General features: G+C 69.2%; 25 protein-coding genes, 1 tRNA gene, 1 other RNA gene and 1 pseudogene. 12 read left to right on the forward strand and 16 right to left on the reverse strand.

Annotation, left to right across the window (positions count from 1 at the left end; translation table 11 throughout):
* Nucleotides 1-66: 66 nt before the first annotated feature.
* From ilvC to ACJJV7_RS08455, 6 genes are read right to left on the reverse strand one after another with little or no spacing between them, the layout of a single operon-like run.
* A complete protein-coding gene (gene ilvC / locus ACJJV7_RS08430; protein WP_405375718.1) occupies nt 67-1,092 on the reverse strand; it encodes a ketol-acid reductoisomerase in 1,026 nt (341 codons plus the stop codon).
* Nucleotides 1,093-1,138: 46 nt separating this feature from the next.
* Nucleotides 1,139-1,648 carry an acetolactate synthase small subunit gene (ilvN, locus tag ACJJV7_RS08435; RefSeq protein ID WP_405375716.1) on the reverse strand — a complete coding sequence of 170 codons (510 nt, stop codon included), beginning with the start codon at nt 1,646-1,648 and terminating at the stop codon, nt 1,139-1,141.
* A gap of 2 nt (nt 1,649-1,650) precedes the next feature.
* On the reverse strand, nt 1,651-3,450 hold the full coding sequence (locus ACJJV7_RS08440; RefSeq protein WP_405375714.1) for an acetolactate synthase large subunit: 1,800 nt from the start codon (nt 3,448-3,450) through the stop codon (nt 1,651-1,653).
* 41 nt (nt 3,451-3,491) lie between these two features.
* Nucleotides 3,492-5,198, reverse strand: a complete 1,707-nt coding sequence (ilvD, locus tag ACJJV7_RS08445) for a dihydroxy-acid dehydratase (RefSeq protein ID WP_405375713.1) — start codon at nt 5,196-5,198, stop codon at nt 3,492-3,494.
* A 9-nt stretch (nt 5,199-5,207) separates the two neighbouring features.
* Nucleotides 5,208-5,975 (reverse strand): trehalose-phosphatase, encoded by a 768-nt coding sequence (otsB, locus tag ACJJV7_RS08450; RefSeq protein WP_405375711.1) that lies wholly within the window; start codon nt 5,973-5,975, stop codon nt 5,208-5,210.
* On the reverse strand, nt 5,972-7,429 hold the full coding sequence (locus ACJJV7_RS08455) for a trehalose-6-phosphate synthase (RefSeq protein ID WP_405375709.1): 1,458 nt from the start codon (nt 7,427-7,429) through the stop codon (nt 5,972-5,974). Before ACJJV7_RS08455 ends, otsB begins: the two co-directional genes overlap by 4 nt.
* 28 nt (nt 7,430-7,457) lie before the next feature.
* On the opposite strand from ACJJV7_RS08455, the gene ACJJV7_RS08460 reads away from it, so the two are divergent.
* Nucleotides 7,458-7,712, forward strand: a complete 255-nt coding sequence (locus tag ACJJV7_RS08460) for a hypothetical protein (protein WP_405375707.1) — start codon at nt 7,458-7,460, stop codon at nt 7,710-7,712.
* A 54-nt stretch (nt 7,713-7,766) separates the two neighbouring features.
* Here the strand turns inward: ACJJV7_RS08460 and ACJJV7_RS08465 are convergent, their stop codons facing one another.
* The 3 genes from ACJJV7_RS08465 to ACJJV7_RS08475 are packed head-to-tail and all read right to left on the reverse strand — an operon-like array spanning nt 7,767 to nt 10,373.
* Nucleotides 7,767-8,948 carry an acetyl-CoA C-acyltransferase gene (locus ACJJV7_RS08465; protein WP_405375705.1) on the reverse strand — a complete coding sequence of 394 codons (1,182 nt, stop codon included), beginning with the start codon at nt 8,946-8,948 and terminating at the stop codon, nt 7,767-7,769.
* Nucleotides 8,945-9,595, reverse strand: a complete 651-nt coding sequence (locus tag ACJJV7_RS08470; protein ID WP_405375703.1) for a 3-oxoacid CoA-transferase subunit B — start codon at nt 9,593-9,595, stop codon at nt 8,945-8,947. Before ACJJV7_RS08470 ends, ACJJV7_RS08465 begins: the two co-directional genes overlap by 4 nt.
* A gap of 1 nt (nt 9,596) precedes the next feature.
* Nucleotides 9,597-10,373, reverse strand: a complete 777-nt coding sequence (locus ACJJV7_RS08475) for a CoA transferase subunit A (protein ID WP_405375701.1) — start codon at nt 10,371-10,373, stop codon at nt 9,597-9,599.
* A 111-nt stretch (nt 10,374-10,484) separates the two neighbouring features.
* Here ACJJV7_RS08475 and ACJJV7_RS08480 point away from each other — a divergent pair, with 111 nt between their 5' ends.
* Nucleotides 10,485-11,276 (forward strand): IclR family transcriptional regulator, encoded by a 792-nt coding sequence (locus ACJJV7_RS08480; RefSeq protein ID WP_405375699.1) that lies wholly within the window; start codon nt 10,485-10,487, stop codon nt 11,274-11,276.
* A 19-nt stretch (nt 11,277-11,295) separates the two neighbouring features.
* Here ACJJV7_RS08480 and ACJJV7_RS08485 read toward each other — a convergent pair whose 3' ends face one another.
* A complete protein-coding gene (locus tag ACJJV7_RS08485; RefSeq protein ID WP_405375697.1) occupies nt 11,296-12,714 on the reverse strand; it encodes a dihydrolipoyl dehydrogenase family protein in 1,419 nt (472 codons plus the stop codon).
* Nucleotides 12,715-12,837: 123 nt separating this feature from the next.
* On the opposite strand from ACJJV7_RS08485, the gene ACJJV7_RS08490 reads away from it, so the two are divergent.
* From ACJJV7_RS08490 to corA, 5 genes are all read left to right on the forward strand, one after another.
* Nucleotides 12,838-13,632 carry a glycosyltransferase family A protein gene (locus tag ACJJV7_RS08490; protein WP_405375696.1) on the forward strand — a complete coding sequence of 265 codons (795 nt, stop codon included), beginning with the start codon at nt 12,838-12,840 and terminating at the stop codon, nt 13,630-13,632.
* A 3-nt stretch (nt 13,633-13,635) separates the two neighbouring features.
* On the forward strand, nt 13,636-14,451 hold the full coding sequence (locus tag ACJJV7_RS08495) for an endonuclease/exonuclease/phosphatase family protein (protein ID WP_405375694.1): 816 nt from the start codon (nt 13,636-13,638) through the stop codon (nt 14,449-14,451).
* Complete coding sequence (locus tag ACJJV7_RS08500; RefSeq protein WP_405375692.1) at nt 14,451-15,068, forward strand: DUF2238 domain-containing protein; 618 nt, start codon at nt 14,451-14,453, stop codon at nt 15,066-15,068. Before ACJJV7_RS08495 ends, ACJJV7_RS08500 begins: the two co-directional genes overlap by 1 nt.
* Nucleotides 15,053-15,268, forward strand: coding sequence for a DUF2945 domain-containing protein (locus tag ACJJV7_RS08505; protein ID WP_405375690.1), 216 nt, complete (start codon nt 15,053-15,055; stop codon nt 15,266-15,268). The genes ACJJV7_RS08500 and ACJJV7_RS08505 overlap by 16 nt, the downstream gene beginning before the upstream one ends.
* 66 nt (nt 15,269-15,334) lie before the next feature.
* Nucleotides 15,335-16,333, forward strand: a complete 999-nt coding sequence (gene corA / locus ACJJV7_RS08510) for a magnesium/cobalt transporter CorA (protein WP_405375688.1) — start codon at nt 15,335-15,337, stop codon at nt 16,331-16,333.
* A gap of 66 nt (nt 16,334-16,399) precedes the next feature.
* On the opposite strand, the gene ACJJV7_RS08515 is transcribed toward corA, so the two are convergent.
* Nucleotides 16,400-16,472, reverse strand: a tRNA-Lys gene (locus tag ACJJV7_RS08515).
* A gap of 93 nt (nt 16,473-16,565) precedes the next feature.
* On the opposite strand from ACJJV7_RS08515, the gene ACJJV7_RS08520 reads away from it, so the two are divergent.
* Together ACJJV7_RS08520 and ACJJV7_RS08525 are read left to right on the forward strand one after the other, a co-directional pair.
* Complete coding sequence (locus tag ACJJV7_RS08520; RefSeq protein WP_405375686.1) at nt 16,566-17,399, forward strand: inositol monophosphatase family protein; 834 nt, start codon at nt 16,566-16,568, stop codon at nt 17,397-17,399.
* Nucleotides 17,400-17,405: 6 nt separating this feature from the next.
* Entirely contained in the window at nt 17,406-17,969 is a 564-nt protein-coding gene (locus ACJJV7_RS08525; protein ID WP_405375684.1) for a hypothetical protein, read from the forward strand.
* A gap of 80 nt (nt 17,970-18,049) precedes the next feature.
* Here ACJJV7_RS08525 and ssrA read toward each other — a convergent pair.
* Nucleotides 18,050-18,421: a transfer-messenger RNA gene (ssrA, locus tag ACJJV7_RS08530) on the reverse strand.
* A gap of 136 nt (nt 18,422-18,557) precedes the next feature.
* Entirely contained in the window at nt 18,558-18,974 is a 417-nt protein-coding gene (locus ACJJV7_RS08535) for an NUDIX domain-containing protein (protein ID WP_405375682.1), read from the reverse strand.
* A gap of 46 nt (nt 18,975-19,020) precedes the next feature.
* Here ACJJV7_RS08535 and ACJJV7_RS08540 point away from each other — a divergent pair, with 46 nt between their 5' ends.
* The 3 genes and pseudogenes from ACJJV7_RS08540 to ACJJV7_RS08550 all read left to right on the forward strand — a co-directional run bounded on the left by ACJJV7_RS08540 (nt 19,021) and on the right by ACJJV7_RS08550 (nt 21,405).
* Complete coding sequence (locus ACJJV7_RS08540) at nt 19,021-20,499, forward strand: SDR family NAD(P)-dependent oxidoreductase (RefSeq protein ID WP_405375680.1); 1,479 nt, start codon at nt 19,021-19,023, stop codon at nt 20,497-20,499.
* Between the two features lie 32 nt (nt 20,500-20,531).
* Nucleotides 20,532-20,714, forward strand: a complete 183-nt coding sequence (locus tag ACJJV7_RS08545) for a hypothetical protein (RefSeq protein ID WP_405375678.1) — start codon at nt 20,532-20,534, stop codon at nt 20,712-20,714.
* A 110-nt stretch (nt 20,715-20,824) separates the two neighbouring features.
* Nucleotides 20,825-21,405: pseudogene (locus ACJJV7_RS08550) on the forward strand (SIMPL domain-containing protein).
* Between the two features lie 7 nt (nt 21,406-21,412).
* Here ACJJV7_RS08550 and smpB read toward each other — a convergent pair.
* From smpB to ftsE, 3 genes are all read right to left on the reverse strand, one after another.
* The gene (smpB, locus tag ACJJV7_RS08555; RefSeq protein WP_405375676.1) at nt 21,413-21,889 is read right to left on the reverse strand and encodes an SsrA-binding protein SmpB; all 477 of its coding nucleotides are present in this window, start codon (nt 21,887-21,889) and stop codon (nt 21,413-21,415) included.
* An 83-nt stretch (nt 21,890-21,972) separates the two neighbouring features.
* Entirely contained in the window at nt 21,973-22,887 is a 915-nt protein-coding gene (gene ftsX, locus ACJJV7_RS08560) for a permease-like cell division protein FtsX (RefSeq protein ID WP_405375674.1), read from the reverse strand.
* Nucleotides 22,884-23,936: a cell division ATP-binding protein FtsE gene (gene ftsE, locus ACJJV7_RS08565; RefSeq protein WP_405375672.1), complete on the reverse strand. Its 1,053-nt coding sequence runs from the start codon at nt 23,934-23,936 to the stop codon at nt 22,884-22,886. The genes ftsX and ftsE overlap by 4 nt, the downstream gene beginning before the upstream one ends.
* Between the last annotated feature and the right edge of the window lie 17 nt (nt 23,937-23,953).

Raw genomic sequence — 23,953 nt, forward strand, 5'->3', positions numbered from 1 at the left:
CGCTGATGCGCGGTCGGTCAGCGCGCGGCGCTTCCCTCTGACTCTGTCGCGCTGATGCGCGGTCGGTCAGCGCGCGGCGCTTCCCTCTGTGTAATCGTTGTCCTGCTGCTTCCAGGCGAACAGAGCACGCAGGTCGCGGCCGACGGCCTCGATCGGGTGCTGAGCGGCCTTCTCGCGGAGGGCGGTGAACTCCTCAGCGCCGCCGTCCTGGTCGTCGATGAAGCGCTTCGCGAAGGCACCCGACTGGATGTCGCCGAGAACGTCCTTCATGTTCTCCTTGACGCGCTCGTCGATGACGCGGGGGCCGGAGACGTAGTCACCGTACTCAGCCGTGTCCGACACGCTCCAGCGCTGCTTGGCGATGCCGCCCTCCCACATGAGGTCGACGATGAGCTTCAGCTCGTGCAGCACCTCGAAGTAGGCGATCTCGGGCTGGTAGCCGGCCTCGGACAGCGTCTCGAAGCCGTACTGGACGAGCTGCGACACACCGCCGCAGAGCACAGCCTGCTCGCCGAAGAGGTCGGTCTCGGTCTCTTCGGTGAAGGTGGTCTTGATGACGCCGGCGCGCGTGCCGCCGATGGCCTTCGCGTACGCGAGGGCGACGTCCCAGGCCTGACCCGACGCGTCCTTCTCGACCGCGATGATGTCGGGGATGCCGCGCCCGGCGACGAACTCACGGCGCACCGTGTGACCCGGTGCCTTCGGTGCGACGAGGATCACGTCGATGTCGTCGGGGACCTCGATGTAACCGAAGCGCACGTTGAAGCCGTGGGCGAAGGCGAGGGTCTTGCCCGCCGTCAGGTGCGGCTTGATCTCGTCGTTGAAGATGCCGCGCTGGTGCTGGTCGGGCGCCAGGATCATGATCAGGTCGGCCCACTGCGCGGCCTCGGCGACGCTCTTCACGTCGAAACCGTCGTCACTTGCCTTAGGAGCCGACTTCGAGCCCTCCTTGAGGGCGATGACGACCTCGACACCCGAATCGCGCAGGTTCTGAGCGTGGGCGTGGCCCTGCGAGCCGTAACCGACGATGGCGACCTTCTTACCCTGGATGAGCGAGAGGTCGGCGTCGGCGTCGTAGAGGATCTCAGCCATGTTCGTGTGTATCTCCTTGTAGATATCGGTAGAAAGGCTCGCGGCGTCAGCCGCGGAGCACGCGTTCGGTGATGCTCTTGCCGCCGCGTCCGATGGCGACCATGCCGGACTGGGCGAGCTCCTTGACGCCGAACGGCTCGACGGCGCGCAGGAACGCGTCCACCTTGCCGCGGTCGCCGGTGACCTCGATCACCAGGGCGTCGGTGGCGTAGTCCACCACGGAGGCGCGGAACAGGTTCACGACCTCGATGACGTTCGAGCGCGACTGGTTGTCGGCGCGCACCTTGACGAGCATGTGCTCGCGCTGGACGGAGGCCGCGTAGTCGAGCTCGACGATCTTGATGACGTTGACCAGCTTGTTCAGCTGCTTGGTCACCTGCTCGAGCGGCAGTTCCTCGACGTCGACGACCACCGTGATGCGGGACAGACCCGGCACCTCGGTGACGCCCACGGCGAGCGAGTCGATGTTGAAGCCACGGCGGGCGAAGAGCCCCGCCACCCGGGTCAGCAGACCGGGTTTGTCCTCCACCAGGAGGCTCAGCACGTGTTTGCTCATCGTCAGTCCTCCTCGTCGAATGCCGGCGCGTGTTCGCGCGCGTACTGGATGTAGCTGTTGCTGACGCCCTGCGGGACCATCGGCCACACCATCGCGTCGGCGCTCACGACGAAGTCGATGACCACGGGACGGTCGTTCGTGGCGAGGGCGGTCTGGATCGCGGCATCCACGTCCTCTTCCTTCTCCACGCGGATGGCGAGGCAGCCATAGGCCTCGGCCAGCTTCACGAAGTCGGGCACGCGGATACTGTCGTGACCGGTGTTGAGGTCGGTGTTCGAGTAGCGGCCGTTGTAGAACAGCGTCTGCCACTGGCGGACCATGCCGAGCGACGAGTTGTTGATGATCGCGACCTTGATCGGGATGTTGTTGATGACGCAGGTGGCGAGCTCCTGGTTGGTCATCTGGAAGCATCCGTCGCCGTCGATCGCCCACACGTCGCGGTCGGGCTGGGCGATCTTCGCACCCATCGCCGCCGGGACCGAGTAGCCCATCGTGCCGGCGCCGCCCGAGTTGAGCCACGCGTTGGGGCGCTCGTACTTGATGAACTGCGCCGCCCACATCTGGTGCTGGCCGACACCGGAGGCGTAGATGCCTTCGGGTCCGGTGAGCTCACCGATGCGCTGGATCACGTACTGGGGGGCGAGGAGGCCGTCGGTGGTGGGCGCGTAGCCGAGGGGGAACTCCTCCCGGAGCCCGTCGAGGTACGACCACCATTCCGAGATGTCGGGCGTCGTCGACTCGAGCGCTCCGGCGTACGCGGCGTCGAGATCGACGAGAACGTCCTTCAGATCGCCGACGATCGGGACGTCCGCGAAACGGATCTTCGAGATCTCAGCGGGGTCGATGTCGACGTGCACGACCTTGGCGTTCGGCGCGAACAGTGCCGCCTTGCCCGTCACGCGATCGTCGAAGCGCGCACCGAGGGCGATGATCAGGTCGGACTCCTGGAGGGCCAGCACGGCGGGAACCGTGCCGTGCATGCCGGGCATGCCCAGCTGCTGCGTGTGCGAGTCGGGGAAGGCGCCGCGGGCCATGAGTGTCGTGACGACCGGCGCACCGGTCGACTCGGCGAGACGGAGCAGCTCGGGGGCGGCTCCGGCGCGCACCACGCCGCCGCCCACGTACAGCACGGGCTTCTTCGCGGCGGCGATCATCTGCGCGGCGGCCTGGATCTGCTTGCCGTGCGCCTTCGTGACGGGGCGGTAGCCGGGCAGGTCGATCTTCGGCGGCCAGACGAAGGGCGCTTCGGCCTGCTGGGCGTCCTTCGTGATGTCGACGAGCACGGGGCCGGGGCGTCCGGTCGAGGCGACCTCGAATGCCGACGCGATCGCGCCGGGGATCTCCGCCGGGTCCTTCACGAGGAACGAGTGCTTCGTGATCGGCATCGTGATGCCCACGATGTCGGCCTCCTGGAAGGCATCCGTCCCCATCAGGGTCGAGAAGACCTGCCCGGTGATCGCGACGAGCGGCATGGAGTCCATGTACGCGTCGGCGATCGCGGTCACGAGGTTGGTGGCGCCGGGGCCGGAGGTCGCGATGGCGACTCCGACACGACCGGATGCCGCAGCGAAGCCCTCTGCGGCGTGACCCGCACCCTGCTCGTGACGGACGAGGATGTGCCGGATCTCCGACGTGTCCATGAGGGGGTCGTAGACGGGGAGAATCGCTCCTCCGGGAAGGCCGAACACGTCGGTCACCCCGAGGAGCTCGAGAGAACGGACGACGGCCTGCGCGCCTGTCAGCACGGGAGCGGATGAGCCCCCTGCCGGAGGACGAGGCACAGCGACGGTGTCAGATGACATGAGAGAAACCTCTACGGTGATCGATCGCGGGAGTGTGGGGCTCAGCCTGTCGTCGCGCCCTCCGCGGCGGAGCGCACGAGCTTCGAGTACTTGGCCAGCACGCCACGGGTATAGCGCGGGGGAAGGGGCTCCCAGCCGGAGCGGCGGGAGGTCAGCTCAGCCTCATCGACGAGTAGGTCGAGAGTGCGAGCAGCGATATCGACCCGTATCAGATCACCATCGCGCACGAAGGCGATAGGACCTGCGTCCACCGCTTCGGGTGCTATGTGGCCGATGCACAGGCCGGTTGTGCCGCCTGAGAATCGTCCGTCCGTCAAGAGTAGTACATCTTTTCCGAGGCCCGCGCCCTTGATGGCGGCCGTCACGGCGAGCATCTCACGCATGCCGGGGCCGCCCTTAGGACCCTCGTAGCGGATCACCACGACGTCACCGGCGGAGATGCGCCCCTCTTCGAGCGCGTCCATCGCGGCGCGCTCACGTTCGAACACGCGAGCCGGCCCCTCGAAGACGGCGGCGTCGAACCCGGCCGTCTTGACGACCGCTCCTTCGGGAGCCATCGAGCCGTGGAGGATCGTGATGCCGCCGGTCGCGTGGATCGGGTTGTCGAACGTGTGGATGACCGTGCCGTCGATGGGGTCGGGGTCCAGGTCGCGGAGGTTCTCCGCGAGGGTCTTGCCGGTGACGGTGAGGGCGTCGCCGTGCAGGAGGCCCTCGTCGAGCATGGCCTTCATGATCACGGGGATGCCACCGTGACGGTCGACGTCGTTCATGACGTAGGTGCCGAACGGCTTCATGTCGGCGACGTGGGGCACCTTGTCGCCGATGCGGTTGAAGTCGTGGAGCGTCAGATCGACGTCGGCTTCGCGGGCGATCGCGAGGAGGTGCAGGACGACGTTGGTCGAGCCGCCGAGGGCCATCGCCAGAGCGATCGCGTTCTCGAAGGCCTCCTTCGTCAGGATGTCGCGCGTCGTGATGCCGAGGCGGAGCAGGTTGACGACGGCTTCGCCAGACCGGTGCGCGAAGTAGTCGCGGCGGCGGTCCGCCGAGGGCGGGGCGGCCGATCCGGGGAGGCTGAGCCCGAGGGCTTCGGCCACGGATGCCATCGTGTTGGCCGTGTACATGCCACCGCAGGCGCCTTCGCCGGGGGCGATGGCGCACTCGATGCGCTTGAGGTCGGCCTCGCTCATCTTTCCTGCGAGACACGCGCCGACGGCCTCGAAGGAGTCGATGATCGTGACGTCCTTCTCGGTGCCGTCGCTGAGCTTGACCCAGCCGGGGGCGATCGACCCGGCGTACAGGAAGACGCTCGAGAGGTCGAGGCGCGCGGAGGCCATGAGCATGCCGGGGATCGACTTGTCGCACCCGGCGAGCAGGACGGAGCCGTCGAGACGCTCGGCCATCATGACGGTCTCGACGGAGTCGGCGATGACCTCGCGGCTCACGAGGGAGAAGTGCATGCCCTCGTGTCCCATGGAGATGCCGTCCGAGACGGAGATCGTGCCGAACTGGAGGGGGTAACCGCCTCCGGCGTGCACACCCTCCTTGGCGCCCTGGGCCAGCCGGTCGAGGCTCAGGTTGCAGGGGGTGATCTCGTTCCAGCTCGACGCGATGCCGATCTGGGGCTTGTCCCAGTCCTCGTCGCCCATACCGACGGCGCGGAGCATTCCTCGCGACGTCGTGGCTTCGATGCCGTCGGTCACTGCACGGCTGCGGGGCTTGATGTCGATCGTCTCTTCGGGTGAAGGCATTCTCGCAGTCTATTGCCGTGCGGCTACCCGCTCGCGCGCGATGTCTCCAAGCAATCGGGCCAGTTCTGTCGTGTCATCCACACGCACGCGTGCGGCGGTTTCCCCCGGGCCGACGCGGATGCCCATGTCGTGCTCTCCGAGCGTCCGCAGCGCGTCCTCGTCTGTCACGTCGTCGCCCGCGAAGACCACGGCGGTCGCCCCGGTGAGCTCACGCAGATGGGCCACGGCGGCATCCTTCCCCTCGGTCCGGAAGGCGTACTCGACCAGGTTGTGGCCCTCGCGCCGGCGCCAGTCGGCGGCCTCGACGCGCATGAGATCGTCCACGGACGCGCGGAGCGTCTCGGCCTGGGCACGATCGGCCACCGTCCGGAGGTGCACGCCGAACCCGAAGCTCTTCGGTTCGATCCACGCCCCGGGAGCCGAAACGGCGAACCCCTCAGCGCTCCCCCGCAGTCGGTCGCGAAGTGCGAGCTGCGCGGGATCTGCGATCGTCTCGGCGCCGCCGCCCGGAACCCAGTACTCCGCGCCGTGCGAGCCGGCCAGGAGGACGGCCGACGCGTCGTCGTGCTCCGCGATCGTGCGGAGGTCTCCGAGCGAGCGTCCCGACACGAGGGCGACGGAGGTCGCCGGTGCTGCCAGGAGAGCGCCCAGGGCGGCCCGAGCGTCCGCCGTCATGCGGGCGCTCATCGGGTCGTCGACGAGCGGGGAGAGCGTGCCGTCGAAATCGAGCGCGACGAGGAGGTGATCGGTGCCGGCGAGTGCGGAGATGTCGGTCATGAGCGGGCCTCCCGGACCGTGTCGAGATCGGCGAGGAATCGTGCGGACCACCGGGCGACGTCGTTCTCGCGCACCCGGCGGCGGAGGGCGCGCATCCGGCGGTCCTTCTCCTTCTCGGGCATGTCGATCGCCTGCATGATGGCGTCCTTCAGGCCCGCGATGTCGTGCGGGTTCACCTTGATGGCCTGGGTCAGTTCGTCGGCCGCGCCGGTGAACTCGCTGAGCACGAGCGCGCCGCCGCCGTCGACGCGGCTCGCCACGTACTCCTTGGCCACGAGGTTCATGCCGTCGCGGAGCGCCGTGACGAGCATGACGTCCGCCGCGAGGTAGAGCGCGACCATCTCCTCGCGCGGGTACGAATTGTGCAGGTACTGGATGGCGCTGAAGCCGAGCTCGTCGTAGTCGCCGTTGATGCGTCCGACCGCCAGTTCGATCTCGTCGCGCAGCTCCATGTAGGTCTGCACGCGCTCGCGGCTGGGGCTCGCCACCTGCACCAGGATGACGTCGTGGACGGACACCCGCCCGTCGGCGAGCAGCTCCCCGTAGGCCTTCAGCCGGTGTCCGATGCCCTTCGTGTAGTCGAGGCGGTCGACGCCGAGCAGGATCGCTCTGGGGTTGCCGAGGCTCGCCCGGATCTCCGCCGCGCGGGCCTGGATGTCGGGCCGCTTCGCGAGCTCGTCGTAGACGTTCGCGTCGATCGAGATCGGGTACGCCCGGGCGATGGCCGTCCGGGTGCCGCCGCCGTCGACGGGCACGGCGATCGATCCCGCTTTCGTGTCGTAGCCGAGCTGACGACGAACCGCCCGCGCGAAGTTGCCGGCGTCGGCCACTCGCTGGAAGCCGATGACATCGGCCCCCAGCAGCCCTTCGAGTACCTGGCGCCGCCAGGGCAGCTGGGCGTAGATGCCGTAGGCCGGGAACGGGATGTGGTGGAAGTAGCCGATCGTCACGTCGGGACGGAGCTCCCGCAGCATCCGCGGCACCAGCTGGAGCTGGTAGTCGTGCACCCAGACCGTCGCCCCCTCTGCCGCATGCTCGGATGCCGCTTCGGCGAAACGCCGGTTGACCTTGACGTACGCGTCCCACCACGTGCGGTGATAGGTCGGCGTGGCGATCACGTCGTGATACAGCGGCCAGATCGTGTCGTTGGAGAAGCCCTCGTAGTAGAGCTGGACCTCGTCGGCACTGAGCTCGACCGGAACGAGCTGCAGACCGTCGAACTCGAACGGCTCGATCGACGCACCAGGCTGGCCCGGCCAGCCGACCCACGCGCCGCTGTTGCTGCGCATGACGGGGTCGAGAGCGGCGACCAGGCCGCCGGGAGAACGGCGCCAGGGCTCGTTCTCGTCGTCCGTCCGGTCGACCGGAAGGCGGTTGGACACGACGACGAAGTCCGAGACGGCGGCCACGATGGTCCTTTCGAGAGGTGTGTCCAGGCTAACAACCCCCGCCATCGCCAGTTCGTCGCGCTAGCGTGGGGGGATGCGCAAATACCTGTTCGGAACCGGACTCCTGTCGGCGCTGACCGGCGGAGCCACCCTGCTGCGCTCGGCGCGCAGCGAAGAGACCTTCACCTGGCGGACCGCCCTGGCGTGGTTGAGCTGGGGCATCACCCTTGCGCTCGCCATCGGCTCGATCGTCGACACCCGCAAGGCGTCGCGCGGCAAGCTCGTCCCGACCGACTCGCCCCGCTCGGGCGAGCAGAAGAAGCTGCTCCGCAAGCGCCTCTCGCGCTGACCCACGCCACACCCGCCGCCACCGGTCCGGCGGCGTACCGCGTCGCGGCTGCCGTCACCGGGTGAGGATCAGCGCCTCGCCCTGGCCGCCGCCTCCGCAGAGCGCGATCCCCGCGGCCCCGGCGCCCCGTCTGGCGAGCTCGTGGGCGGCATGGACGACCAGTCGCGCACCGGACGCCCCGATGGGGTGCCCGAGAGCGATGCCGCCGCCATGGATGTTCACGACGTCCTCCTCCACCCCGAGATCGCGTCTCGACTGCGCGAGGACCGAGCCGAACGCCTCGTTGATCTCGATCATCGTCAGGCTTTCCGCACCGAGCCGCTGGCGTGTGAGGGCCTGCTGGAGCGCACGCGACGGCTGCGAGTGCAGGGAGTTGTCGGGACCGGCGACCTGTCCGGCGGAGCCCACCGTCGCCAGGATCGGCCATCCCCGGTCGTCGGCGATGGCGCGCGTCGTGACGACGAGTGCCGCCGCGCCGTCGGAGATCGGCGACGCGTTGCCGGCCGTGATCGTCCCGGACTCGGAGAAGGCCGGTCGCAGCCGAGCGAGGGTGGCCATCGTCGATTCGGGCCGAACGCCCTCGTCCTCGTTGACCACGAGGGGCTCCTGCCGTCGCCGGGCCACCTCGACGGCGACGATCTCTGCGGCGAATGCGCCGGCATCCTGCGCTGCTGCAGCCCTCTGGTGCGAGAGCAGCGCGACGCGGTCCTGATCCTCGCGGGTGATCGCGCGCTCGCCGTTCCCGCGGTCGGTGCTCAGCCCCATCGAGACACCGTCGTAGGCATCGGTCAATCCGTCGAACGCCGTGTGGTCGACCATCTCGACAGCGCCGTACGCCCAGCCCATGCGTGACCCGGGGAGCAGGTGCGGGGCGAGGCTCATCGATTCCATCCCGCCCGCGACGACCACATCGGCGTCGCCCGCCGCGATCATCCGCTTCGCATCGATGACGGCGGTCAGACCCGACAGGCACACCTTGTTGACGGATGCCGCGTGGGTGCGCCAGCCGATCCCGGCAGCGACCGCTGCCTGTCGCGCGGCGTTCTGGCCGGTGCCGGCGGCCAGCACGTGGCCCATCACCACCGCGTCGACCTCTTCGGGCGACACTCCGCCCTGCGCCAGGGCCCCGGCGATCGCGGTCGCACCGAGGGTGACGGCCGGCACGGTCGAGAGCTGACCGCCCAGTCGCCCCTGGGGGGTGCGGGCAGCGGAGACGATGACGATGTCCGGGGTCATGCGGGGTTCCCTTCGAGGGCGATGAGCAGCGGGGCGTCGGTGGCGGCGATGACGTCGTCGACCGTCACTCCCGGCGCGACCTCGACCAGTCGCAGTCCTTCGCGCGTCACGTCGATGACGGCGATGTCGGTGATGATCCGATCCACGACGCCTCTGCCGGTGAGCGGCAGCGAGCATTCGCGGACGATCTTCGGGGAGCCGTCCTTCGCGGTGTGCTCCATCAGCACGATGACGCGACCCGCCCCGTGGACGAGGTCCATCGCGCCGCCGGGACCCTTCACCATCTTGCCGGGGATCATCCAGTTCGCGAGGTCGCCTCCGGCCGAGACCTGCATGGCGCCCAGGATGGCGGCGTCGATCTTGCCGCCGCGGATCATCCCGAAGCTCAGCGCCGAATCGAAGAACGACGCCCCGGCCAGGGTCGTGACGGTCTCCTTGCCGGCGTTGATCAGGTCGGGATCGACCTCGTCCTCCGTCGGGTACGGACCGACGCCCAGGATGCCGTTCTCGGACTGGAGGACCACGGCGACCCCTTCGGGGATGTGGTTGGGAACCAGGGTGGGCAGACCGATGCCGAGGTTCACGTACGACCCGTCGGCGAGCTCGGCAGCGGCTCGCGCGGCCATCTGATCGCGGTTCAGCGCCATCTCACGCCCCCGTCGCCGGGCGGACGGTGCGGCGCTCGATCCGCTTGACGACCTTCGGACCCACCTCGACCACGCGGTGGACGAAGACCCCCGGAAGGTGAATGAGGTCGGGGTCGATCGCCCCGGGCGGGACCAGCTCCTCGACCTGCGCGATGCAGACACGGCCGGCCATCGCCGCGAGCGGGTTGAAGTTGCGTGCCGACTTCGAGAAGACGAGGTTGCCATGGCGATCGCCGCGGAGGGCGTGGACGAGGGCGAAATCGGTGGTGATCGCCTCTTCGAGGACGTACTGCCGCGCGCCCGTTCCTTCCCCGAAGCTGCGGACGTCCTTGGCCGGAGAGGCGACGGCGATGCCGCCGGAGCCGTCGTAGCGACGGGGAAGCCCGCCCTCGGCGACCTGGGTGCCCACACCGGTCTGCGTGTAGAACGCTGCGATGCCCGCACCACCGGCCCGCAGTTTCTCGGCTAGGGTTCCCTGCGGCGTGAGTTCGAGCTCGAGCTCGCCCGAAAGGAACTGCCGCTCGAACTCCTTGTTCTCACCGACGTACGACGACGTCATCTTCCGGATCCGGCCCGCGCCGAGCAGGACGCCGAGACCCCAGTCGTCGACCCCGCAGTTGTTCGAGACGACGGACAGGTCACGCGTGCCCTGAGCGAGGAGCGCCTCGATCAGGGCGATCGGATTGCCGGAGAGCCCGAATCCCCCGACCGCCAGCGACGATCCGTCGCCGATGTCGGCCACCGCGTCGGCGGCGCTGTGCACGGTCTTGTCGATCACGGCATGCTCCTCGGATGGTCATCGTCGTCCCGGTCCAGCTTCCGGCCGCGGTCGGCACCCCGCCAAGCGGTCTCTTGCCATGTGGGATGCCACTGCCCTAGCGTCCACATTGTGGAACGCTCTTCTGCTGCGGTACCCGGAACGCAGGCCATCGGCCGAGCGGCGTCCTTGCTGCGGCTGGTGTCGGCCGGCGCCGAGGAGGGCCGGAGCGTGCAGGAACTGGCGCAGGCGGCCTCGCTCTCGCGATCCACGGCTCACCGCCTCCTGAGCGCCCTGCGCGTCGAGGGGCTCGTCGATCAGGATCCGCGGACCGCGCGCTGGCTGCCCGGCCCGGAGCTGTTCCTCATGGGGGCGGCCGCCGCATCCCGTTACGACATCACGCACCTCGGGCGGGACATCGTGAGGTCGCTCGCCGTGAAGACCGAGGAGAGTGCGTTCCTCTCCGTCCGCCGCGGGGACGAGACCGTGTGCCTCGTCCGCGAGGAAGGCGCGTTCCCGATCCGCTCCTTCGTCCTCAGCGAAGGCGTCCGCTTTCCGCTCGGCGTCGCATCGGCGGGGCTCGCGATCCTCGCCTTCCTCCCGGATGCCGGGGTGCAGGCGTACCTGGGGCGGCATCCCGAGCTGGTGGAGCGCTGGGGCGACGTCCACGATGCGGACCACCTGCGTACGCGCATCGCGGAGACGCGCGACCGCGGCTACGCGATCAACCCGGGTCTCATCGTCGAAGGCTCGTGGGGGCTCGGCGCCGCCGTCTTCGACCACGCCGGACGGCCCCAGTGGGCGCTCAGCCTCACGGGGGTCGGGTTCCGGTTCGGTCGCGACCGGCTGCCCGACCTCGGGCGCACTCTGCTCGCCCATGCCCACCAGCTGACGACACGCCTCGCGGTGGCGCGACGGGCCTGACGGACGCTGCTCTCCCGGGTCAGCGGCCGTACGCCTCGAGCCAGCGCAGCCAGACCTCGCTGACCGTCGGATACGCCGGCACCGCGTGCCACAGGCGGGACATCGGAACCTCGCCGACGATCGCGATCGTTGCGGCATGGAGCAGCTCTGCCACATCGGGGCCGACGAACGTCGCGCCGACCATCACGCCGCGATCCGCATCGACGATCGCGCGGGCCTGCCCCTCGTACCGGTCGGAGTGCGTGCTCGCACCGGCCACCCAGGAGAGGTCGTAGTCGAGCACGCGGACGGAGAGCCCGGCGTCCTTCGCCGATCGTTCGGTGTGGCCGACCGCCGCCACCTCGGGCTCGCTGAAGACCACCTGCGGGACGGCGGAGTGATCCGCGGTCGCCGCGTGAGCGCCCCACGGGCCGTCGTCCAGGCCGAGGTCCTTCGCGCGACGGGCGATCACGTCTCCGGCGATGCGCGCCTGGTACTTGCCCTGATGGGTGAGGAGGGCCCGGTGGTTGATGTCGCCGACGGCGTAGAGCCAATCACTTCCCGTCACCCGCAGGGTGTCGTCGACGTCGGGCCACGAGCCGGGCTCGAGCCCCACCACGTCCAGGCCGAGATCACCGGTGCGCGGGACGCGACCGGTGGCGACGAGGATCTGGTCCGCGGAGACGACCTCGTCGTCGTCGAGCGTCACCGAGACCGTCCCGTCGTCGTGCCGTGAAACCGAGGTGATGCCGGCGCCGGTGCGGACGGTGGCGCCGGACGCTGTCAACGCGCCCGCGACCGCCTCCCCGGCGAACGGCTCGAGGCCGCCCAGGAGGCCCGATCGTGCGACGACGGTGACGGTCGATCCCAGGGCCACGAAGGCGGTCGCCATCTCGGCGCCCACCACGCCGCCGCCGAGGATGACGAGAGAGGACGGCACCTCACGGACACTCGTCGCCTCACGACTCGTCCAGGGCTTCGCATCCACGAGGCCGTCGATGTCGGGGATCAGGGCCGCGGAGCCCGTGCAGAGGGCGACCGCGTGCCGCGCGGTGAGCACACGGGTGGAGCCGTCGGCGGTCGAGACGGTGACCTCGCGCTCGCCGGAGAGGCGGCCGAAGCCGCGGACGAGATCGATCCCCGCACCCTGCAGCCATTCGACCTGCGACGAGTCCTGGAAGTCGTGCACCATCCGGTCACGACGTGCGAGGACGGCAGCCACGTCGAGGTCGCCGGTGACCGCTTCGGCGGCGCCGGCGACGTCGCGGACGGCGCGGAGCACCGCAGGCGCGCGGAGCAGCGCCTTGGAGGGCATGCAGGCCCAGTAGGAGCATTCACCGCCGACCAGCTCGCTCTCGACGATGACGGCGGTCAGGCCGGCCTGAACGGCACGATCGGCCACGTTCTCGCCTACAGGGCCGGCGCCGATGACGATGAGGTCGTACTCCTGAGTGGTCATGGCTTCACCGTAGTCAGGACCGGCCCCACGGGTGCACCCCCTTGCGCTCGCACACGCGGCCCTGCCCGTCAAGGGTCGTCCGATGTCGGGACGGAAGGGCGCGACCGGTGTGAGGATCGGAGAATGGCCGCCGAGACGCACGACACGCACGACATCCGGCTCTCGGTCGTGATCCCGGTCAAAGACGACGCCGCCGAGCTCCGCCGGTGCCTCCGGGCCCTGTCGCTCCAGACCCGCATCCCCGACGAGATCGTCGTCGTCGACAACGGGTCCTCCGACGACAGCGCGGCGGTCGCCGCCCATGCCGGCGCCCGCGTGATCGCGTGCGCGACCCCCGGCATCCCCGCCGCCGCGGCGACCGGGTACGACGCGGCATCCGGTTCGCTCGTGCTGCGCCTCGACGCCGACTGCATCCCTGCCACGACGTGGGTCGCCACCATGGCGGGCGCGGCGGAGCGGCATCCGGGCGTCTCCGCCTTCGTCGGCGGCGCCCGTTTCATCGACGGCCCCCGGCGCCTGCGGGGTCCACTCGCGGCGGCCTACCTGGGCGCGTACGCCGTGGCCGTCACGCCGGCGCTCGGTCACCTGCCGCTCTTCGGGTCGAACCTGGCGTTCCGCCGCGACGCCTGGATGCAGATCCGCCACCGGGTGCACACCGACAGCGACGACCTCCACGACGACCTCGATCTGGCGTTCCATCTGGGTGAGACCCATCGGATCGTCGCGGTCCCCCGTGCAGCCATGGGGATGTCGATGCGGCCGTTCGCCGACCGTCGGGCCTTCGCCCGCCGCATCCACCGGGGCTTCGTCACGGTGCTGTCGCACTGGCCGGAGGACTTCCCTCCCGTGCGCTGGACCAGGATGGCGATGCGCCGCGCGGTCGTCGCGGCGCGCGTCCGATCAGCGAAGGAGCGCTGAGCCATGACCCCGCTGCTCGGGAATGCCCCCGACGACACCGTCACCGTCATGACCTACAACGTGCGTCGCCCGTTGCCGACGTGGATCACGCCGCCCGCCGACCACTGGCCGGCGCGACGCCCCCGGCTGACCGCCCTGCTGGCCGCCGAGCGCCCCATGGTCCTCGGCGCGCAGGAGGTGTTCCCCGCGCCCGCCCGCGACATCCGGGGCGCCCTCGGGGACGGATACCGGTTCACGGGCCGCGGCCGCGGCCGCGGCGGACGGGGCGAGGGGTGCCCGATCTTCTACGACTCCACCCGCCTCGAACTGATCGGCGCGGATCAGACCGCGCTCTCCGCCACTCCGCGCGTCGCGGGGTCGCGGACCTGGGGCAACGCCTCACCTCGGACCCTCGTGACGGCGACGTTCCGTCACCCCGCTTCCGGGGCTGAGTTCGCCGTCGTGAACACCCACTTCGATCCGTTCTCGCAACGCTCGCGGATCGAATCGGCCCGGAGGGTCCGCACCGTCGCCCGGGATCTCTCGATCCCAGTGGTCGTGATGGGCGATCTCAACTCCCGGGCAGGGTCTCCCACGCTGACCGCGCTGCTCGCCGGCGGTGACCTGCGCGACGCGTGGCTCGGCGCCGACGAGCGGGTGACCCCCAGCTGGGGAACGTTCGGCGGTTACCGGGAGCCGGTGATCGGCGGACCGCGAATCGACTGGATCGTCACCACCGAGGGCGTGCAGGTGAGCCGGATCGGCGCGGATCATCGCCGCGTCGACGGCCGCTGGCCCTCCGACCACCTCCCGATCTCCGCCTGGCTGAGGTTCCCGTGATGATCGCGAACTTCCTCCGCCCGCCCTCGGCGCCCCTCGAATGGGCGGCCGACGGCATCCGTGTGCTCGGTCTGCTGAGCGTGGTCATCGCGTTCATCTGGTGGGAGGTGACGGATGCCGGGATCCTCGCCCTCGCTCTCCCCACGATCCTCGTTCCGCGTTTCCTCGGCGCACGGGCCTCGTTCGACATCGTCTACGGCGCGGTCGTCAGCATCGCCGCGTGGAGCAACGTGCTCGGCCTGTACCGGGCCATCTCGTGGTGGGACCTCGCCGTGCACTTCGCCGCGACCGGCCTCATCGCCGCGATGCTCTACCTCGCCCTCCGCCGTGCCGGCGTGGTTCCCCCCGGCACGGCGCCCCGGCGAGTCGCGCTCGTGCTGGTCACGACCATCGGCCTGGCCATCAGCGCCGTCTGGGAGATGATCGAGTGGCTCGGCAAGGCCTTCATCTCCCCCGACATCTTCGTGACCTATGACGACACCGTCGGCGACATGGTCTTCGGCGGTCTCGGCGCGCTCGCCGCCGCCGTCGTCGTCGCACGGACCCGCATCGAACGGACGGGCAGCGTGGAGAGCCCCGCTGTCGGACGGAAGGAGGACGCATGGCAGTCGAACTGAGCACGGGAGATCGGGTGAGCTGGAACACCCCTCAGGGGCGAACCACGGGAACGGTGGTCGAGAGCAGAACCGCCGACTTCGACTTCGACGGGCAGCACTTCACCGCGTCGAAGGACGATCCGACCTTCATCGTCGAATCGGAGAAGTCCGGGGCCAAGGCCGCGCACCAGCGCTCGGCGCTGCGCAAACTGCCCTCCTGACGCGCTCGACGGTCAGGAGCCCGACCGCACGTCCACGGGCTCATCCGCGCGGGGCCACAATGGACCGTGCCCATCATCGACAACGCCGTGTACGTCGACGGCCGCCGCATCGACAACCCCGCGAGCCTCAGCGACACCTTCGAGTACACGAGGGCCCAGCGCGGGATGGCGTGGATCGGACTCTTCCGCCCGACCCGGGAGGAAGTCGACGCCGTCGCGGCGGAGTTCTCCCTGCATCCGCTCGCCGTCGAGGACGCACTGGCGGGCCATCAGCGGTCGAAGCTGGAGCGTTACGGCGACGTGCTCTTCACGGTGCTCAGGCCGGCCACGTACGACGATGCGAGCGAGACCGTCACCTTCGGAGAGCTCCACATCTTCGTGGGCCCCGACTTCGTGGTGACCATCCGCCATGCGGAATCCCCCGACCTCGCAAAGGTGCGTCGGCGCCTCGAAGAACAGCCCGACCTGCTCTCGCTCGGCCCCGAGGCGGTGCTCTACGCGATCCTCGACGAGGTCGTCGATGAATACGCGCCGGTGGCGGCCGGCGTCGAGGACGACATCGACGAGATCGAGGACGCGCTCTTCAGCGGCGCCGATGCCTCGCTCTCGCAGCGGATCTACGAACTCGCCCGCGAGGTCATCTCCTTCCACCGCGCCACTCTCCCGCTGACCGAGATGCTCGAGAAGCTCCTGCAGGGGGCGGACAAGTACGAGGTGCACATCGAGCTGCAGCGGTCACTCCGCGACGTGCTCGATCACACGCTGCGGATCAACGACCGCATCGTCACACTGCGGTCGGTGCTCGACAACGCTCTGACCACGCACGCGACGCTCGTGACGCAGCGCCAGACCGACACCTCGCTGGAGCAGAACGAACAGGTCAAGAAGATCTCGGGATGGGCGGCGATCCTCTTCGGTCCCACCCTGGTCGGCACCGTCTACGGGATGAACTTCGACCACATGCCCGAGCTCCACTGGGCGTTCGGGTATCCGATGGCGCTCGGGATGATGGCGGCGAGCTCGGTGCTGCTGTTCGCGATCTTCAAGCGCAAGCACTGGCTCTGACGCCTCCCGCAACCCCCGGAGAAGCAGAAAGCCCCCGCAGCTGGCGAGAGCTGCGAGGGCGATCCGTGCACCCCCTCGGACTTGAACCGAGAACCCACTGATTAAGAGTCAGTTGCTCTGCCGATTGAGCTAGAGGTGCGTTGATTCGTATGTGTCGAACCGAGGGTCAACACTATCATCACGATCCGGCACATCGCCAATCGAGCCACCATCCCGCCCGTATTCTGGAACCGTGACCTCCCCCTCCGACTCGACGCCCTGGACTGTGCCCTTCGACGGCGACCTGTCGGAAGACCTGGCTCTGGCCCTCCGGATCGCCGACGCTGCAGACGCCGTGTCGATGGCGCAGTTCGACTCCGCCGACCTCGAGGTCCGGACGAAAGCGGATGCCTCCTTCGTCACCGACGCCGATCTCGCGACCGAGCGGGCGATCCGCTCACTCCTGGCGGACGAGCGGCCCGCCGACGGCATCCTCGGCGAGGAGTACGGCACGACGGGCGACGCGACCCGGCAGTGGGTCATCGACCCGATCGACGGCACGTCGAACTACCTCAAGGGCATCCCGATGTGGGCGACGCTGATCGCTCTCGTGATCGACGGCGTCCCGCGAGTCGGTGTCGTCAGTCAGCCCGCGCTGGGTCGCCGCTGGTGGGGCGCCACGGGCCTCGGGGCATGGACGAACGGGCCGTCGGGATCACCGCGACGGATCGCGGTGTCCGGCGTCGACGCGGTCTCCGACGCGAGCGTGAGCTTCCAGAGCATCGCCCAATGGGATGCCGAGGGCCGCAGCGACGCTCTCCTCCGCCTGTCGCGCTCGGTATGGCGCGACCGCGGCTACGGCGACGCCTGGCCCTACATGCTCCTGGCCGAAGGGCGGCTCGAGCTCGTGGCCGAGTTCGACGTCAAAGAGTACGACATCGCCGCACACGTGCCGATCATCATGGAGGCGGGCGGCCGGTTCACCGACATCGACGGGCGCGACTCGATCGCGTCGCGGTCGTCGATGGCCACGAACGGCGTGCTCCACGACGCCTTCGTCGCTCTTTTCGCTCCGGAAACGGTCTGACGCCCGATGATGACGGTCCGCGCCCTCAGCACCGGCTCCGCACTCATCGGCGCGGCGCTCCTCCTCACATCATGCACGGCGAGTCTTCCCGCGGTCGGCCCCGACTCGGAGGCACCTCGTGCGTCGGCTGCTCCGACGCCGACGACGATCGCCACCATCGCGCCGGAGGACGTCACCTGCGAGAACATGCTCAGCGATGACACCGTCGCCGAGTTCGCCGAGACCGGGTGGACGGTCCGCGAGGACCCGTTCGTCATCCTCGACCTCGAACTGCCCGATGGCATCGCCTGCACCTGGGGCGACTTCTCCTCCCCCACCAACGACGATCTGATCCTGTTCGGATGGTCGCCGATCACCGCAGAAGAGGCGGCGACAGTCAGCGATTCGCTGGTCGCCGAAGGGTGGATCCGCGAGGAGGAGGGGGGCGCCGTCGTCGTCACCGAGGACCCCGAGCTCGCCCTGCGCGTCGACGAGCAGGGGTATGGAATGACCTACCGGTTCGGCGATGGATGGGTGAGCGTCTCCGACACCAAGCAGAGCCTCGACCTCATCACGCTCGTCGGCCCCTGAGCGCCGCCAGGAACCACGAAAGCCCCTCGATCGCCTGCCGTGAGGCAGGGATCGAGGGGCTTCCTCGTCGCGACAACGGTTCGTGGAGATGGGGGGAATCGAACCCCCGTCCATCACTGAAATACGGCGTCTTCTCCGGGCGCAGTCTGTAGAGAGCGTTCTGCTCGGCCCCGACCCTTTGTACAGACACCTAGGTCGACGAGCCCAGCCTGAAAAAAGTCCCGAACGACGCTCAGGCGACGTCGCACAGCAAGATCCCTAAATGACGCCAGGACCCATGACGGGATCAGTCACGGGCTGACGGACTCAGGCTCGCTGCTTACGCAGCGAGGGTGAAGTCAGACTGCTTCTTTTCGGCAGTTATGGTTTTGCAGAGATCGTTTACGAGATAACCCTGCATCCTCGGCCCGCTTCCCGCAGAGTCACAAGCGATGTCGAAACCGATCATCCCCGTGTCGCCTGGCGGCGTGTGGACCGTTGTCGCACTGTGGAGTTGTCACTCTCGGACGCGAGGCATCCGAGCATCACAGACTACAACGCATCGGCGCCGTCCGCCATTCCGCGAGCCGGTGCCCATGCCCCCGTTCGTCAGTCGGGGAGGAAGTACTCGCGGGCGAGCGGCGCGACATCCAGCCCGTCGGCGTCTGATCGTGTGACCCACCGCACCTCGTCGATCTCAGCGGCCGCCGACGCCACCTGGCCCGACAGCTCGACGTGGAAGACGTCCGCGACCACGACATGCCCGGGTTCGTTCGCCGCGGCCGCGGAGAACGTGCCGAGGGCGGTCAACGCCGACTCCTCGACGCGCACGCCGATCTCCTCGCTGAGCTCTCGGCGGAGGGTCTCCCCCGCCGACTCCCCCGGCTCGGGCTTGCCCCCCGGTTGCATGAACGAGGTCGTACCCCGCTTGCGCACCAGCAGGAGTCGGCCATGGTCGTCATGGATCACCGCGGCCGACACGTGGATGCGTCGGACGGGCGGGGCATCGGCATCCGGTTGGGTCACGCCTGCACCGTAACAGCGCGCCGGCCCGCTCGACGTAGAATCTCCTGTGCCCGACGAGAACCCGCCCGCCCCCGCTCCCTCTGCCGGAGTCGACGCCGCCGACCTCGCGGTCACCCTCCGTGTCCTCGAGCAGCTGCACCAGCTCGACCAGACGCACCCCGATTTCGTGACCGTCCGCCGGGCTACCGCCGCGATGTTCAAGGCGGCGAAGAAGGTGCGCCGACGCGAGATCCGCGACGCCATCGCCGATGCCGATCGCGCCGTCGTGCACGCCACCGCCACGGGCGCACCCGACCGCATCGACGACGAGACGCGCGGCGTCGCGATCAGCACGCGAACGACCGCGCCCACGGCCGGCACCCTGCTCAAGGCACGCGGCTGCTACATCTGCAAGCAGCCGTACACGGTCGTCGACGCCTTCTATCACCAGCTCTGCCCCGACTGCGCCGCGATGAGCCACGCCAAGAGGGACGCCCGCACCGACCTCACCGGAAAGCGCGCCCTGCTCACCGGCGGACGCGCGAAGATCGGCATGTACATCGCGCTCCGCCTCCTCCGCGACGGCGCCCACACGACGATCACGACGCGATTTCCCCGCGACGCGGTGCGACGCTTCAGCAGCCTGCCGGATGCCGGGGACTGGATCCATCGCCTGAAGGTCGTCGGAATCGACCTCCGAGACCCTGCCCAGGTCATCGGCCTGTGCGACGACGTCGCCGCAGCGGGACCGCTCGACATCCTCATCAACAACGCGACTCAGACCGTCCGTCGTTCGCCCGGCGCCTACCAGCCGCTCGTCGACGCCGAGCTGGCGCCGCTGCCCGACGGACCCCTCCCCGAACTCGTCACCTTCGGGCACACGAACGATCAGCACCCTCAGGCGCTCGAGCGGTCGGTGACGGCGCACCCGATCCTCGCCGCCGCCACGTCACGGGCCGACGAGCTCACCGAGCAGGCCCTCGCCGCCGGATCGAGCTCGCTCGAGCGGCTGGCTGCCGGCACCGCCATCGACGCCGGCGGGCTCATTCCCGACCTGGACCACAGCAACTCCTGGGTGCAGCGGGTCGAAGAGGTCGACCCCCTCGAGATGCTCGAGGTCCAGCTTGCCAACACGACGGCGCCGTTTCTGCTGATCTCGCGCCTCAGGGCGTCGCTCGCGGCCAGCGATGCGGCACGCACCTACGTCGTCAACGTCAGCGCGATGGAGGGCGTGTTCAACCGCGGCTACAAGGGGCCGGGACACCCCCACACCAACATGGCGAAGGCCGCCGTCAACATGCTCACCCGGACGAGCGCCCGGGAGATGTTCGAGTCCGACGGCATCCTCATGACGAGTGTCGACACCGGATGGATCACCGACGAGCGGCCCCACCCGACGAAGGTCCGCCTCGCCGAGGAGGGCTTCCACGCGCCGCTCGATCTCGTCGACGGTGCCGCTCGCGTCTACGACCCGATCGTCCGCGGCGAAGCCGGTGACGACCTCTTCGGCGTCTTCCTGAAGGACTACGCCCCGAGCGCCTGGTGATACGTCTCCCTCCGCCCGGTCAGCGTGTTGTCGTGCGCTACCTGCTCCCCACGGGGCAGGCGACCGACGCGCTCGGTGAACTGCTCTCCGTCGACGACGAGGGCATCTCGGTGGCAGGAAAGCGCGGCATCGAGCGCATCCGACGGACCGACATCGTCGCGGCCAAGCCGGTGCCGCCTCCGCCGGAGCCGCGCTCCCGCCGCACCGGCGGCTGACGGGTCGTAGGGTCGAGACCATGACCGACCACGACGGCACGGACGACCTGATCATCACGGTGCGCGGCGAGAGCTCCGCCCGCGTCCGCGCGGCGCACGCGGTGGTGCAGATGACGGTCACCGGTGACGGACCCGACCGGGCCGGCGTCATCTCCGCCGTCGGCGACATCGCCGATCCGATCCGGCGCGACCTCGACGACCGCCTCGCTGCGGGGTCGATCTCGGCCTGGACGGGCGGCCGGGTATCGGTGTGGTCCGAGCGACCCTGGAACGAACACGGCGCGCAGCTGCCGCCCGTGCATCACGCGTCGCTCGACCTGTCGGTCACGATCGCAGACGACGACGTGCTCTCGCGGTGGCTGAGCGAGATCGCGGCGCACAGCGGCATCCAGGTCGGCAGCGTCGTGTGGACGTGTCGCGAGAGACACGGGCCGCTCTGGAGCGGGATGCCGCCGCCTCGGCCGTCCTCGACGCCGTCGAGCGCGCGACGGCGTATGCGCGCGCGGTCGGCCGTGAGCGAGTGCGTCCGATCGAGATCGCCGACGTCGGGCTCATCGGCAGCGCCGCGGAGGAGGGTGCCGCCGCGAAGTCCTTGATGAGATCGGATGCCGCCGTCGCACCCGCACTCGCCATCCGCGCCGACGAGATCGTGATCACGGCCGTGGTCGAGGCGCGGTTCCGAGCGCAGTGAGCGGAGCTCAGTCGCCGAGACGGTTGCGGCCGCGCATGGCGCGTTCGGCTTCGCGCTTGTCCTCGCGCTCACGGATCGTCTGACGCTTCTCGAACTCGCGCTTGCCCTTCGCGATCGCGATCTCGACCTTGGCGCGACCGTCGGAGAAGTAGAGCTTGAGCGGGACGAGCGTGTACCCGCCTGCCGAGACGGCGTGCGAGAGCTTCACGATCTCCTCCTTGTGCAGGAGGAGCTTGCGCGTCCGCTTGGCCGCATGGTTCGTCCAGTGGCCCTGCGAGTATTCGGGGATGTGGACGGCGTCGAGGTATGCCTGGCCGCCATCGATGAAGGCGTACCCGTCGACGAGGTTGGCACGCCCCTGCCGGAGTGACTTGACCTCGGTTCCCGTCAGCACGAGACCCGCCTCATACGTCTTCTCGATGAGGTAGTCGTGGCGCGCGCGACGATTGGTCGCGATGACCTGCTCCCCGCGTTCCCTGGGCATGCGAACTCCTTCGTGAGGCCGCGCCCTGCGCGCGACCGGCCTGTCAGTCTAGCCGAGGCCGCGCCCGCCCGGGCGTGTCGGGCTCAGGTGCGGAGCCAACGCCTGATGGCGAAACTGGCCGAGAGCGCGGCGAGCACGAGGCCCAGAGCCACGATCACCGGCACGACGAGCGCTGCATCGGAGAGGTCCACCCACGAGCTGACGAAATCGATCTGACCACGCAGGTACACGTTGACGCCGAACTGCACGCCGAGCACGATGGCCACGCTCGCGAGGACCGACCCCAGGAGCGCCGCGAAGACGCCCTCGAGGATGAACGGCGTCTGGATGAAGCGGTTCGACGCCCCGACCAGCCGCATGATCCCCACCTCCTTGCGCCGCGCGAACGCCGACAGCCGGATGGTCGTGGAGATCAGCAGGACGGCGGCGATGAGCATCAGGCCCGCGATGCCCACCGCGATGTAGGTGGCGACCGTCAATGCCGAGAAGAGCGGCTCGAGGTACTGCATCTGGTCGGTCACCTCCTCGACCCCGTCCATGCCGGTGAAGGCCTCCGTGATCACGTCGGTCTGGGTAGGGTCGGCCAGATTGACCCAGTAGGTCTCGTTGAGCTGCGCGGGCGTGATGAAGCCGGCATAGTCCTCCCCCATGAGCTCGAGGACGTTGTCGTACGCCTCGTCACGGGTCTCGAACCTGACGTCGCGGACGATGCCCGCCAGAGCCGGGCTCTCGAGCTTCTCCGAGACGGCGGCCAGCTCCTCCTCGCCCGCCGCTCCGTCGGCGCAGGTGGTCTGGGTCGAATCGTCGCGGCACATGAACACGGCGACCTGAGCACGATCGGCCCAGTAGTCGCGCATCTGACCGATCTGCATCTGCATGAGCATCGCGGCTCCGACGAAGGTGAGCGAGACGAAGGTCACGAGCACGACGGAGATGACCATCGAGACGTTGCGACGGAGCCCCGAGAGCGCTTCGCCGAGAACGAGTCCGAGCCTCATGCGGTGGGTCCCACTTCGTTGTCGTCGCCGCGTCGGCCGAGGCCCAGACGGTCAGCCACGCCGAGGCCGTCGATCTCGGCGAGGTCGAGGTCGGGGGCGGCGATCGGCACGGATCGGGTGCCCGTGTCGGGCTCTCTCCGGACGGCCTCCTCTGCCGGACCCGCGTCCGCCACCACCGGGACGGCGGGCAGGACGTGATCGGGTTGCGGGGTCGGCGGCTCGATGTGCGCGGGGGCCGGCGGGGCGGCATCCGGCGCCGTCTCGTGCTGCTGCGCGATCTGCTTCTGCAGCTCGAGAACCGCCGTGAGGGCGGCCGTCGCCGCCGCACCCTTGACCGGCTCGGGCGCGAGAGTCGGAAGCCCCGACGTGTCGCCGTAGCCGCCATGCCGCTCGTCGCGGACGATCACACCGCCGCTCAGCTCGATCACGCGTCGCTGCATCTGGTCGACGAAGCCCGCCTCGTGGGTGGCCATCACGACCGTCGTGCCACCGGCGTTGATGCGCGCGAGGAGCTGCATGATGTCGATCGACGTTCCGGGGTCGAGGTTTCCGGTGGGCTCGTCGGCGAGCAGGATCTGCGGCCGGTTGACGATCGCCCGGGCGATCGCGACGCGCTGCTGCTCGCCGCCCGACAGCTCGTGCGGGAGACGCTTCTGCTTGCCGTCGAGCCCGACGAGAGCCAGCGCCTCGGGAACCGACTGCTGGATGAACGCGCGGCTCGACCCGATCACCTGCAGCGTGAAGGCCACGTTCTGGAACACGGTCTTGTTGGGCAGCAGGCGGAAGTCCTGGAAGACGGAGCCGATGTGACGGCGGAAATACGGGACCTTCCGCGTCGTCAGACTTCGCACATCTCGCCCGAGGACGACGACACGTCCGTCGGAGGCGGCGTCCTCACGGAGGATGAGGCGCAGGCAGGTCGACTTCCCCGACCCCGAGGCGCCGACGAGGAACACGAATTCCCCGCGCTGGACGTCGAAGGCGACGTCGCTCAGCGCCGGCTTGGTCGTTCCGCGGTAACGCTTGGTGACATTCTCGAACCGGATCATGGCGTCACGAGCCTAAG

The sequence above is a fragment of the Microbacterium sp. Ld4 genome (assembly GCF_045066555.1).
In the GTDB taxonomy this organism is placed as follows: Bacteria; Actinomycetota; Actinomycetes; order Actinomycetales; family Microbacteriaceae; genus Microbacterium.

Coding starts and splice junctions, on each gene's coding strand:
- ACJJV7_RS08440 (WP_405375714.1), bottom strand. CDS start 3,450: ATGTCATCTGACACCGTCGCTGTGCCTCGTCCTCCGGCAGGGGGCTCA.
- ACJJV7_RS08485 (WP_405375697.1), bottom strand. CDS start 12,714: ATGACCACTCAGGAGTACGACCTCATCGTCATCGGCGCCGGCCCTGTA.
- otsB (WP_405375711.1), bottom strand. CDS start 5,975: ATGACCGACATCTCCGCACTCGCCGGCACCGATCACCTCCTCGTCGCG.
- ilvC (WP_405375718.1), bottom strand. CDS start 1,092: ATGGCTGAGATCCTCTACGACGCCGACGCCGACCTCTCGCTCATCCAG.
- ilvN (WP_405375716.1), bottom strand. CDS start 1,648: ATGAGCAAACACGTGCTGAGCCTCCTGGTGGAGGACAAACCCGGTCTG.
- ACJJV7_RS08455 (WP_405375709.1), bottom strand. CDS start 7,429: ATGGCGGGGGTTGTTAGCCTGGACACACCTCTCGAAAGGACCATCGTG.
- ACJJV7_RS08460 (WP_405375707.1), top strand. CDS start 7,458: ATGCGCAAATACCTGTTCGGAACCGGACTCCTGTCGGCGCTGACCGGC.
- ACJJV7_RS08465 (WP_405375705.1), bottom strand. CDS start 8,948: ATGACCCCGGACATCGTCATCGTCTCCGCTGCCCGCACCCCCCAGGGG.
- ACJJV7_RS08495 (WP_405375694.1), top strand. CDS start 13,636: ATGACCCCGCTGCTCGGGAATGCCCCCGACGACACCGTCACCGTCATG.
- ACJJV7_RS08470 (WP_405375703.1), bottom strand. CDS start 9,595: ATGGCGCTGAACCGCGATCAGATGGCCGCGCGAGCCGCTGCCGAGCTC.
- ACJJV7_RS08500 (WP_405375692.1), top strand. CDS start 14,451: ATGATCGCGAACTTCCTCCGCCCGCCCTCGGCGCCCCTCGAATGGGCG.
- ilvD (WP_405375713.1), bottom strand. CDS start 5,198: ATGCCTTCACCCGAAGAGACGATCGACATCAAGCCCCGCAGCCGTGCA.
- ftsE (WP_405375672.1), bottom strand. CDS start 23,936: ATGATCCGGTTCGAGAATGTCACCAAGCGTTACCGCGGAACGACCAAG.
- ACJJV7_RS08505 (WP_405375690.1), top strand. CDS start 15,053: ATGGCAGTCGAACTGAGCACGGGAGATCGGGTGAGCTGGAACACCCCT.
- ftsX (WP_405375674.1), bottom strand. CDS start 22,887: ATGAGGCTCGGACTCGTTCTCGGCGAAGCGCTCTCGGGGCTCCGTCGC.
- ACJJV7_RS08525 (WP_405375684.1), top strand. CDS start 17,406: ATGATGACGGTCCGCGCCCTCAGCACCGGCTCCGCACTCATCGGCGCG.
- ACJJV7_RS08490 (WP_405375696.1), top strand. CDS start 12,838: ATGGCCGCCGAGACGCACGACACGCACGACATCCGGCTCTCGGTCGTG.
- smpB (WP_405375676.1), bottom strand. CDS start 21,889: ATGCCCAGGGAACGCGGGGAGCAGGTCATCGCGACCAATCGTCGCGCG.